The following is an 11,998-nucleotide window of genomic DNA, read 5'->3' on the forward strand; positions in this document are numbered from 1 at the left end:
CTGTTTCAGCTGCAAGACCTGCAGCTTCAGCTTCTGCGGCACCTAGAAGAACCACTACGTTTTCAGCTCCGTATTGTTCAGCGAAGTCTTTAACTCTCTTTTGGTTTTCTAAGTCCATAGCTCCTGCGCTTGTTCAGACAAAGCATTCAGTACTTGAGAAAATTACTTCTGTATTTTCTACTGTGTTTACACATGTTTCAATTGCAAGACCAGGAATTCCGTCACGGTCTCCAATGATTATAACTTTTTTATTTTCTAAAAAACCCATAATACATCCTTTCTTTATTTTAAAATATATTTTTCATTCTAATAAGAAGAATGAAATTACCACAATCGAACGCCTATCGTTCGTTGACATCATTATAATATCATAATAAAAAAAAATTGCAAATTTCACAGCGGAAATCTGCAATTCTTTTATAGAAAATCTCAATAAATGAAAATTAGAATTTATCTACGTATTTTTCAGCTTGAGTAGCAGCGATAGCGCCGTCTGCAGCAGCTGTAACTACTTGACGTAGAGTTTTTTGTCTAACATCACCAGCTACATAAACGCCTTCAACGTTAGTGTGCATTTCTTCGTCAGCTAAAACATATCCGTATTCATCTAATTCGATTTTACCTTTGAATACATCAGAGTAAGGGATTGTACCTACGAATACGAATACACCCATTGTTCCGTCATCTTCGTCACAGTGGTATTCTTCTTCGTTACCTGATTCTTTGTCAACCATAACGATTGATTCCAAGATTCCTTCACCTTTGATTTCTTTAATAGAAGTGTTGAATCTCATAGATAAGTTATCGCATTCTTTTGCTTCGTCTTCAGCAGTCTTATCACATTTTAAGTGATCGCCTCTAACTAAAAGAGTAACTTTTCTAGCAAATTTTGTTAAGTAAGTAGCTTCTTCAACTGCAGAGTTACCACTACCAACAACGAATACTTCTAAATCAGTAAAGAAATCTGCATCACAAGTTGCACAGTAAGATACACCTTTACCAGTGAATTCTTTTTCACCAGGGCATCCTAATTTTCTAGGAGCAGCACCAGTAGCTATAATAACTGCTTTAGCTTCTAATACATCTCCATTTTTTAATGTAAGTTTTTTTACTTTGTCAGAAAAATCAACGTCAACAACATCTGCTCTTCTAATTTCAAGACCGAAGTTGTCGATTTGGTCAGCCATTTTTTTGATTAGGCTTGGACCAGATTCTCCAACAATTCCACCTGGATAGTTTTCAATAGAATCAGTAGTAGTGATTTGACCACCAGTTTTTTCTTTTTCAACTATCAATGTGTTCATTTTAGCACGTGCAGCGTATAAACCAGCTGATAAACCAGCAGGGCCAGCACCAATAATAATTAAATCATACATGTAAATTCACTCCTTAAATTTCTTTAGAGTAAGAACTCTATAAATAATAATATCACAAAAGGTCAAAAAAATCACTATTAAGCGTTTAGTTAGAATGAAAAAAACAATTATAACAAAAATGTAATAATTAAGGTATTAGCATAATATAGCAGTTAGTTTACAATAAAACAATAAATCTCTGTAAAATAATAAAAATTTTAGTAAAGTTATTGCATTTTACCAAAAACATAGTATAATAATAGTAAGAGATATGAAAAGATTTTCATAAGTGATTTGGTTAGAATTACTTAGTCAAGCATAAGCATTAATTTATTTTATAATCCAGGGTATAAGAGGTTAAATGCTTGACAAAGGCAAATTTGAGAGAAGATTTGTTGTATCATAGTATAATCACAATAAAGGTTTTCAAGTATCTCAAAAAATTTAAGGAGGAAATTTTATGGATCAAAAAGCATTAAACGATACCATAGTGGCCATCAACAGTTTTCTAAGTAACAACATTTTATTGATTGCACTTTTAGGTTGCGGTATTTTCTACACAATCTATTCAAAAGGTGTGCAATTTAGGAAATTAGGCGCAGCATTTAAACAAACTTTTGGAGGAGTTTTCTCAAAAGAAAAGAAATCTGAAGATGAAGGAGTATCTTCTTTCCAAGCATTAGCAGTAGCAATAGCAGCACAAGTAGGTACTGGAAACGTTGCAGGTGTTGCAACAGCAATCATGGCAGGTGGTCCAGGAGCAATATTCTGGATGTGGCTTGCAGCTATATTAGGTATGGCAACAATCTATGCCGAAGCAACTTTGGCACAAAAATTTAGAGAAAAAGACGACGAAGGAAACTACGTCGGAGGTCCTGCTTATTACATTAAAAATGGTATTGGACCAACTCATCCTGGATTAGCAAAAGTAATGTCAGTAGCATTTGCAGTTTTAATAGTAATTGCATTAGGATTTGTAGGAAATATAGTTCAATCAAACTCAATTGCAACAAGTGTTGTAGCAGCAGTTGAAGGAGCAGGTGGACACCTTAACCCAATAATTGTTGGTATAGTAGTTGCAGTTTTAGCAGGTGGAGTATTCATTGGTGGTATTAAGAGAATTGCAAACTTTGCTCAATTAGTAGTTCCTATCATGGCATTGATTTATATCGTTGCAGCAATAATAATGATGGTTAAATTCCATGATCAAATTGGACCAGCATTTAAACTTATATTCCAAGCAGCATTCAATCCAGAAGCAGCTCTTGGTGGTGCATTAGGTATCACAATTAAGGCAGCAGCATCTAAAGGTGTTGGTAGAGGATTGTTCTCTAACGAAGCTGGTATGGGTTCTACACCACATGCTCACGCTACAGCTCATGTAGCTCACCCTGTATTACAAGGTTACACAGCTATGGTTGGTGTATTCATCGATACAATTGTTATTTGTACAGTAACAGCTTTAATGATTTTAGTAACAGGTGCATGGACAGACAAAAGCTTGAACGGAGCATTGGTTACTCAAGAAGCTTTCACAAGAGCATTTGGTACAGGTGGTACAGTTCTACTTGCAGTAGCATTAGGATTCTTCGCATTCACTACAATAGTTGGATGGTACTACTTCGGTGAAACAAACATCAGATTCTTATTCGGTCATAAAGGTTTGTGGCCTTACAGAATTTTAGTATTGTTATGTATCATTGCTGGTTCTTTACAAGAAGTAGACTTAGTATGGAACACAGCAGACTTAACAAACTCACTAATGGTTATACCAAACATTATCGCTATCATTATGCTTCATAAACACGTAAAAAATATGAGCTTGCATTATGAAACAAATGGTAAAGAAGGTTCATTATAAAATAAGTCAAGATTTATTTATAAGAGATAAAAAACATCACGAAAGTGGTGTTTTTTATTTTCCTAAAATTCGATTGGATGATAAATGTAGTTTATTTGTGTAGAACGATAACAAGTTGATAGGGGGATAAGAGAAAATAAATGGGAAATAAATAGAAAGAATTGAAAATTTGAAAACTAAACAAGAAAATTAAAATTGAATTGTAATTAGAAAAATGCAAAAAAAATTACCAGATAAAATCTGGTAAATATGTAAGCACACCCGAGTCTGTTAGAAAAAGCGGAGGCGATTCCTAATAGTTAGCTCAAAATAGGCACCCTCACATCACACAGAAATGACTGCTTATGGCTGCTACCTTCCGATCCTGACCAGGTTCACAGGTTCCTGTTGCGTGAGACCCACTTCTCAACACCACTTTTTAAGCTCATACCAACACTTTTAATCCCTCGCTCGGGAATTCGATCCTGCTGTAGCGATTGCAGGTAACAGGGCATCGCTAATTCCCCATCTAGTGCATGGCGGAGAGTAAGGGATTTGAACCCTTGAAACACGTTAATGTTTACATGATTTCCAATCATGCTCCTTCGGCCAACTCGGACAACTCTCCAGATATCGTATTGTTAAATTATAATATGATAATTAACATTTGTCAAATTTTTACAAAGTTAACAATATTAAAAATTTTCCAAATAGCAGTAGAATTTCTTGTAAAAATTCCTGTTAATTCAAACAAAAAAGTAGTATGCCAAAACTGACATACTACATAAAATTCGATTTATTTTTTCTTTTTAATTGCATTAATAATAGATAATAGGATTACTGAACCTAAAATTGCAACTAGAATGCTGTAAAGGTTGAATCCGTTTACTCCACTTTTTCCGATAATACTCATTACCCAGCCACCAATTGTAGCTCCGACAATACCGCAAAGAATGTTAGCACCTGCTCCCATACTTGCATCATTACCAGTTATTTTAGATCCTATCCATCCTGCTAATGCTCCTACTATAATCCATGATAAAATTCCCATATATTAAACCTCCTTGTTGGTCATAATCTCTTACAGTGTTATTTATACCCTCGTATTTGCAATTCTAAACATAGATTGTAAACAATATATAATAAATTGTAAAATTAACGTAAATAATTTGATAATTTATTGTAAAACACTTAGAAAAACTGATGAGATATAGTAAAATTAAATAAAGAGGTGTTATTAATGATTTATGCAGTCATAGATATAGGTTCAAATACAATAAGACTTTCAGTATATAAGGTGATTAAAGATTCTGTCAAAAATCTTTTTAATGAAAAGTCTACAGCATCGTTGGCTTCATTCATTGAAAAAGGAGTCATGAATGAGCACGGTATTCAAAAACTAATCAATACTTTGAAAGAATTCAAAAATTTAATATCAAATTTCGAAGATATTTCAAAAACTTTTGCAATTGCTACGGCGTCGATTAGAAATTCTTCTAACAGACGCGAAATAATTGAGAGGGTAAGAACAGAAGTTGGAATGGATATTGAGTTAATAAGTGGAGAAGAGGAAGCGAAGTTGTCTTTTTTAGGTGCGGGGATTGATTCAAAAAGCGGAATTCTTACCGATATAGGAGGCGGAAGTAGCGAAATCGTAGTTTTTGAACAAGGAAAAGTCGTTAGAACTTCAAGCTTAAATATAGGTTCTCTTGTAGCTTTCGATAATTTTTCTAAAAATTTGTTCATGACAAATGATGAGAAGAAACTATTAGAAGATGATATCAAATTAATGCTCGCTTCTAATAATCTCAACAGAGTTGAACACGATATAGTGTGTGCGGTCGGAGGAACTGCTCGTGCTTGTCTCAAATTATACAATGAAATTTATGACAAAGAGTCCGGTAATGTGATTATTACTATGGATGGACTAAAAAATATGATTAATACACTCATGAATATGCCTGATAGAGAAAAAATGAAACTTATTTTAAAAGTAAAGGCGGATAGGGTTCACACATTAATTCCAGGAATGATTATTTTGTATAGAATTTCAAAATATTTTTATGCCGATCTTATCAGAATCAGCATGACTGGAGTTAGAGAAGGTTTTGTTTATCATAAAATTTTAGGAAGGGGATAAAATGTACGATATTTCGTTTACGCAAAATAGAGAACTATCGTGGTTGAAGTTTAACGAAAGAGTTCTTGAAGAAGCATCAGAAAAGAACGTGGAATTATTTGAAAGATTGAAGTTTTTTTCTATTTTTGATACTAACTTTGAAGAGTTTTTCATGGTGAGAGTAGGTAGTCTTACTGATATCAATGATATGAAGAAGAAAGTTATAGACAATAAATCATTGATGAATGCACAAGAGCAATTAGATTGTATCATGGATGAATCTAAAAGGTTGTATGAGAAAAAAGATTCTGTTTATGAGGATTTAAAACAAGATTTACAAAAAGAAAATGTAAATATTTGTAAAGTAGCTGATTTAGAAGATAAAGAAAAAAGGCTTGTGTATTATTACTTCAACTCTACGATTGCTCCTATTCTTAGCTTTCAAATAGTAGACAGGGTTCATCCATTTCCTCAAATTCCTAATTTGGCAATTGTAGTTTTGTTTCAACTCACTTCTCAATCTAAGAACAAAAAACAATTTATGGGATTGATTCAAGTTCCAGATAAAATTAAAAGATATGTAAAATTATCAGACACTAGAGTTGTACTTATTGAAGATGTAATCAGAGAATTTGGTCAAGAAATATTTGATAATTACGAATGTGAGGCAAAATATATTATTTCTGTAACTAGAAATGCAGACATAGAATACGATGACGAAGATTTGGAATTTGATGATGATTACAGATCATATATGAAAAAGATGATAAAGCTTAGAAAAAGATTGAGACCTGTAAGACTTGAAATAAATGAATTTCCAAATGATGAGACTAAAGAGTTCTTGTTGAAGAATTTGAATTTGACAGAACATCGTATGTTTGTGACAAAAAGTCCAATGAGATGTGGTTTTTTGTTTGATTTGGTATACGATATGCCAAAGGATGTAATTAGAAAATATACTTATGAAGAATTTTCTCCACAAGATTCTTCAATGATATCAAAAGAAAAATCAGTTATAGAGCAAGTTTACGATAAAGATTTGTTCCTTTCGTTTCCTTATGAATCCATCGATCCATTTATAAGACTTTTGAATGAGGCTGCTGAAGATGAGTCTGTAGTTTCAATTAAGATTACAATTTACAGATTGGCAAAGAATTCTGAAATCACTAAAGCTCTTATAAAAGCTGCTGAAAACGGCAAAGAAGTTGTGGTTCTTATGGAATTGCGAGCTAGATTTGACGAAGAAAATAATATTTTATGGTCATCTAGATTAGAAAATGCAGGTTGTAGAATTATCTATGGATTTGACCATTACAAGTGTCATTCTAAGGTTTGTTTGGTTACTAAAATAAAAGATGACAAGATTTCTTACATCACACAAATTGGTACAGGAAATTATAACGAAAAAACAGCAAAACTCTACACAGATTTTTCTTATATGACAACTAGACATGAAATCGGAGAAGACGCGAAGGCGCTTTTCGATAATTTCTTGCTAGGAAACTTGAATGGTGAGTACAAACATTTGATGGTTAGCCCTCATTCTATGCAGGTTGGGCTTGATAGATTAATCGATGAGCAAATTGAAAAGGCTAAGTTTTCGGATGATGGTTATATAAGGCTAAAGATGAATTCAATTTCGGACAGAAAATTAATCGACAAACTTTCCAAGGCTTCTTGCAAAGGGGTTAAGATTGATTTGATGGTGAGAGGAATTTGTTGTTTGGTGCCAGGAATAAAAGATAAAACTGAAAATATCAACGTTTATCAAGTTGTAGGAAGATTTTTGGAACATCATAGAATTTATCAATTTGGTAAGGCTGAAAACTGCAAATTATACATTTCATCGGCAGACTTCATGACTAGAAATATCAGAAAAAGAGTGGAAGTTGCAGTTCCAATTTACGATGATTTTATTAAGCACAGAATATTGAATTTTATGGATATAATGTTTGATGATGATACTAAAATCAGAAAATTAAATCCGGACAAATCATACTCAAGAGTTGAAAATACTGAGAATAAGAATGCGCAAGAAATTTTGATAGATATTGCAAAAGAAAATGCTGTAATAAAACAACCGGAAGTTAACGATGATAACAGAGTTATTAACTCAAAATCCAACGAAACTATAAATCAAGATAATAATGATAATGAAAGAATGAATTTGTTCGATAAAATTAAGAATTTCTTCAAAAACTTGACACATTAATAAATTATGTGAGAATATTTAGGTATAATTTTTAATGGGGTGAAATTATGACAGAAAGAAAAGTTCCTAATTTTTTGATCGAATCAAATACAGGAAGTAATATAAAAAACATCGTTGGAATAGTCAGTGGTAAAGGTGGAGTAGGAAAAAGCCTTGTCACTTGTTTATTGGCAAACGAAATGGCAAAAAAAGGATATAAAGTTGGTATCATGGATGGTGATATTACAGGACCATCTATTCCAAAATATTTTGGTTTAACTGAAAAAGCGACAGCAGATGCTGAAGGGCACATCAACCCAGTTACAACATCTAATGGAATTAAAGTTATATCAATGAATTTGATGCTTCCAAAAGATGATGATGCAGTAATTTGGAGAGGACCTGTAATTGCTGGTGTTGTTAAACAATTTTATCAAGATGTAAATTGGGGAGATTTAGATTATTTGTTTGTGGATATGCCACCAGGAACTGGTGATGTTCCATTGACAGTATTTCAATCTATTCCAATTAAGGGAATTGTTGTAGCGATGTCTCCATCAGGACTTGTTGAAATAATTGTAAAAAAAGCATTGCACATGGCGAAAATGATGGGCAAAAAAGTCATAGGATTAGTTGAAAATATGAGCTACTTGGAATGCCCTGATTGTGGAAAACACATCGAAGTTTTTGGAACAAGCACTGTTGATAAAATTGCCGAAGAAGAAAATATCGATACAGTTTGCAAACTTCCAATTAATCCGGAAATTTCAAAATTAACTGAAACTGGAAAGATAAGTGAAGTTGAAACAAATTATTTGGAAAATATTACAGAAAAAATAGAAACTTTATAAAGCTTATGAAACTAGCTCATTTGGGGCTAGTTTTTTTCATAAATGACGGAATATCGTAAATGCAACCGATGGTTGCGCAATTTCAAATCAGAGTTTATAGTAATCAACCGCAAGATTTTATAAAATTAAATTAACAAAAATTCAAGGAGGTTTGAAATGATATTAAGTGACAAGATAGTTCTTCTTAGAAAAAAGAATAATCTAACTCAGGAAGAATTGGCAGAAAAATTAGGTGTTAGCAGACAATCTGTATCGAAATGGGAAATGGGAAACTCAATTCCAGATATCAATAAGATTATTCAATTGAGTGATGTTTTTGGAGTAAAAACAGACTACTTATTAAAGGATGAAATTGATGATATTGAATATTCTGATGATACTGTCGAAGCGTTGGAGACTAAGAAGACAATTAGTGTAGAAGATGCTAATGATTTTATGAGTGCATACGAAGAATATTCAAATAACGTTGCTGATAGCATAAGCTTATTCATAATGTCTCCAATAGCAGTTTTGATATCTCAAATCATAGCCTTGACAACTAATGTTAAGAGCGAAGATTCTTTCGCAATAGGAGGGACTGTTGTATTATTTCTTATAATTGCTTTTGGCGTATATAAATTGATCGTGAAGGCGAATTCAATTGAAAAATATGATTTTATTTCAAAAGAATCATTTAATTTATCATACGGTGTAAAAGGAATAGTCGAAAAGAAAAAGGAAGAAAGAGAACAAAAAGATAATAAAGCAATAGCGAGTGCGATAATAATGTATATATTATGTGTGATTCCTATCATACTTGTATCTATATCAGAGAACGAAGTATTACAATTATCAGCTATAATATTGTTGTTAATTATTGTATCAGCAGCTACTAATATTTTAATCAAAAAACTTTCTGTTATATCAAGTTATAATATGCTACTTCAAGTAGAAGATTACACTATGAAAAATAAAAAATTGAGAGAGAAGATGAGCGGATATATTACAGCCTTCTGGTTAATAATCACAGCAATATATCTTGCAGTTAGCTTATATACTAACAGATGGGAAATCACTTGGGTGATTTTTGCAGCTGGAGCGCTTTTGTTTGCGGCATTTTATTTCATCTTAAAATCTCATTTCAACAATAAAATGAAATAATCAAAAAAAACATTCTCTAATATTGAGTAAAACTCAAAATAGAGAATGTTTTTGTTTTTATAAATCGCTGACTGTAGTATCGTCTACTTCTTCTTTTTTCACTGTGTTTTCATCTATTTCAGATTTCTTTTCATCTTCAAGGTTAAGAATTTCCATGAATTCTTCTCCAGTGATAGTTTCTTTTTCTAGTAAGAATTTTGAAATTTCGTGAAGTTTATCGATATTTTCAGTTAAAATATTTCTAGCTTTTTCGTGAGCGGCTTTTATTATAGATTCTACTTTATTATCTATTTGACCTGCTTTTTGATCACTTGCAGCTAATGTATTGCCGCCGCCAAGATATTTGGAGTTTGTAGTTTCCAAGCTCATCATATCGAATTCGTCAGTCATACCGTACTGAGTGACCATCGCACGAGCGATTTTTGTAGCTTTTTCTATATCATTTGAAGCTCCAGTAGTTCTTGTGTTAAACACAACTTCTTCTGCACTTCTTCCTCCTGTTAAAGTAACTATCATATTAAATAGTTCTTCTTTGTTCATGAGGAATTTTTCTTCTTGATCTACTTGCATTGTGTAGCCCAACGCACCGCTTGTTCTAGGAATAATTGTAATCTTAGTAACAGGAGCGGAATGTGATTGCATTGCAGCAACTAATGCGTGTCCTACTTCGTGATAAGCTATAAGTTCTTTTTCTTTAGGTGTGATAACTGTGCCTTTTCTTTGTTGACCAGCTATTACAACTTCAACAGATTCTATCAAATCTTCTTGCGTTACGATATTTCTTCCCATTCTTACAGCTCTTAGTGCAGCTTCATTGACTATGTTTGCCAATTGAGCACCACTTGTACCAGCCGTCATCAAAGCGACTGCCTTGTAATCCATATCTTTTTCGATTTTGATTTTACGTGCGTGAACTTTGAGAATATCGATACGTCCTTGTAAATCTGGAAGTTCAACAGGAATTTGTCTGTCAAATCTACCAGGTCTAGTAAGTGCTGGGTCTAAAATTTCAGGTCTATTAGTAGCTGCTAGTATAACAACTCCTGAATTTCCACTGAAACCGTCCATTTCATTTAATAATTGGTTAAGAGTTTGTTCTCTTTCATCGTTGCCAGAAATTCCTGCAGTATCACGTCTCTTACCGATAGCATCGATTTCGTCGATAAATACGATACAAGGAGCTTTTTCTGCTGCTTGTTTGAACAAATCACGAACTTTACTAGCTCCTAATCCGACAAACATTTCAACGAATTCTGAACCACTCATTGAAAAGAATGGAACTTTTGCTTCACCAGCAACTGCTTGTGCAAGTAAAGTCTTACCAGTTCCAGGAGGGCCCACTAATAAAACACCCTTTGGCAACACTGCACCAATTTCGTTGTATCTTTTTGGATCGTGCAAGAAGTCAACAACTTCCAACAAAGCATCCTTGGCTTCCTCTTGACCAGCAACATCTGTAAATTTCTTTCCGGTTTGACTTTCAACGTAAATTTTTGCGTTGCTCTTACCAAATTGTAATGCATTGCCTCCCATTTTCTTAGTAGCTTGGCTCATTGCTAATTGCAAGAAACCAAATATTATTATAAATGGCAAGACAAATTGCAAGAAAATCGATAAAAGTGGTGCGTATTTACTAGGGATGTCGCTTGAAAATTGAACTTTGCTTTCCAATAGACGATCGACTAATTTTTCGTCTCTAATCAAACCCGCTTTGTAAATGACGTTGTTTTTATCTTTTGCTTTGAAATTGATATGAGTGTCTAATATTTTTACCTCTTTAACTTCTCCTTTATCGAGCATTTCGATAAATTTATTATAAGGTACTTCTTCTTCTTTCGTTTTTGAAAAAGTAGGGAAAAGCAAGCCGGCAACCACAGCATAAAGAACTATAGCTATAAGATAATAAATTATTATCTTCTTCTTATTTTGCTTGTTTTCTTTCATATTGTGCCACTACATTAATTCAACGTTTAATTTTTCGTTTAATAAATTCAAACTTTTAATAATACTATTGTATTCTTCGTTAGTTAATTTGATTTGTTTTTTGTATTTTTCAGAAATTTCTTCAACGATATTGTCGATGATTTTCTTTCCTTTTTCTGTCAAACGAACAGTAACAATTCTTTCGTCTTTTTCAGATCTTTTTCTTGAAACATATCCTTCTTTTTCTAATGCTTTACACAAGTTAGAGATGTTTCCACCTGCCATGCCAACTAAAACTCCGATATCACCAATAGTCAAATCGTCGTTTTTGCCTAATTCAAATAGTGTTTTAACTTTCATAATAGTTAATCCATATTTATCTGAAATTGGTGCCAATAAAGCGTCTGTTTTACGATAAGTTTCTCTCAATAATTGAGATAATTCTGTGTTAATTAAATTGTAATCCATATTTCCTCCATTTAATTTTTAAAATATTATGTGTTTTGATATAATAAAATACACATAAGTGGTTATCCACTAACTACAGTATATATGTTAATTATATAGAAATTATGGAGA

At 32.7% G+C, this 11,998-nt stretch carries 10 protein-coding genes, 1 tRNA gene and 1 other RNA gene; 5 read left to right on the plus strand and 7 right to left on the minus strand.

Annotated elements, in window-relative coordinates; translation table 11 throughout:
- On the minus strand, nt 1–268 hold a 268-nt coding region (gene grdA / locus B9N53_RS09290), incomplete at its 3' end, for a glycine/sarcosine/betaine reductase complex selenoprotein A (protein WP_242428087.1).
- A 175-nt stretch (nt 269–443) separates the two neighbouring features.
- Nucleotides 444–1,376 (minus strand): thioredoxin-disulfide reductase, encoded by a 933-nt coding sequence (trxB, locus tag B9N53_RS01365; protein WP_002835437.1) that lies wholly within the window; start codon nt 1,374–1,376, stop codon nt 444–446.
- A 439-nt stretch (nt 1,377–1,815) separates the two neighbouring features.
- Here trxB and B9N53_RS01370 point away from each other — a divergent pair, with 439 nt between their 5' ends.
- Entirely contained in the window at nt 1,816–3,216 is a 1,401-nt protein-coding gene (locus B9N53_RS01370) for an alanine/glycine:cation symporter family protein (RefSeq protein ID WP_094203379.1), read from the plus strand.
- A 253-nt stretch (nt 3,217–3,469) separates the two neighbouring features.
- On the opposite strand, the gene ffs is transcribed toward B9N53_RS01370, so the two are convergent.
- The 3 genes from ffs to B9N53_RS01390 form a co-directional block, all read right to left on the minus strand.
- Nucleotides 3,470–3,733, minus strand: an RNA gene (gene ffs, locus B9N53_RS01375) — signal recognition particle sRNA large type.
- Nucleotides 3,733–3,823, minus strand: a tRNA-Ser gene (locus B9N53_RS01380). The genes ffs and B9N53_RS01380 overlap by 1 nt, the downstream gene beginning before the upstream one ends.
- 168 nt (nt 3,824–3,991) lie before the next feature.
- Nucleotides 3,992–4,246 carry a GlsB/YeaQ/YmgE family stress response membrane protein gene (locus B9N53_RS01390; RefSeq protein WP_094203381.1) on the minus strand — a complete coding sequence of 85 codons (255 nt, stop codon included), beginning with the start codon at nt 4,244–4,246 and terminating at the stop codon, nt 3,992–3,994.
- 189 nt (nt 4,247–4,435) lie between these two features.
- Here B9N53_RS01390 and B9N53_RS01395 point away from each other — a divergent pair, with 189 nt between their 5' ends.
- The 4 genes from B9N53_RS01395 (at nt 4,436) to B9N53_RS01410 (ending at nt 9,496) form a co-directional block, all read left to right on the plus strand.
- Nucleotides 4,436–5,335, plus strand: a complete 900-nt coding sequence (locus B9N53_RS01395; protein ID WP_002835433.1) for an ethanolamine ammonia-lyase reactivating factor EutA — start codon at nt 4,436–4,438, stop codon at nt 5,333–5,335.
- A gap of 1 nt (nt 5,336) precedes the next feature.
- A complete protein-coding gene (locus B9N53_RS01400; RefSeq protein ID WP_094203382.1) occupies nt 5,337–7,526 on the plus strand; it encodes an RNA degradosome polyphosphate kinase in 2,190 nt (729 codons plus the stop codon).
- A 47-nt stretch (nt 7,527–7,573) separates the two neighbouring features.
- A complete protein-coding gene (locus B9N53_RS01405) occupies nt 7,574–8,356 on the plus strand; it encodes an Mrp/NBP35 family ATP-binding protein (RefSeq protein ID WP_002835430.1) in 783 nt (260 codons plus the stop codon).
- 156 nt (nt 8,357–8,512) lie between these two features.
- Nucleotides 8,513–9,496, plus strand: a complete 984-nt coding sequence (locus B9N53_RS01410) for a helix-turn-helix domain-containing protein (RefSeq protein ID WP_094203383.1) — start codon at nt 8,513–8,515, stop codon at nt 9,494–9,496.
- 57 nt (nt 9,497–9,553) lie between these two features.
- Here B9N53_RS01410 and ftsH read toward each other — a convergent pair whose 3' ends face one another.
- Together ftsH and B9N53_RS01420 are read right to left on the minus strand one after the other, a co-directional pair.
- A complete protein-coding gene (gene ftsH, locus B9N53_RS01415) occupies nt 9,554–11,440 on the minus strand; it encodes an ATP-dependent zinc metalloprotease FtsH (protein ID WP_094203384.1) in 1,887 nt (628 codons plus the stop codon).
- Between the two features lie 9 nt (nt 11,441–11,449).
- Nucleotides 11,450–11,887: a MarR family winged helix-turn-helix transcriptional regulator gene (locus B9N53_RS01420; protein ID WP_094203385.1), complete on the minus strand. Its 438-nt coding sequence runs from the start codon at nt 11,885–11,887 to the stop codon at nt 11,450–11,452.
- Between the last annotated feature and the right edge of the window lie 111 nt (nt 11,888–11,998).

Origin of the sequence: Finegoldia magna (assembly GCF_002243175.1) — a bacterium.
Taxonomy (GTDB): domain Bacteria; phylum Bacillota; class Clostridia; order Tissierellales; family Peptoniphilaceae; genus Finegoldia; species Finegoldia magna_J.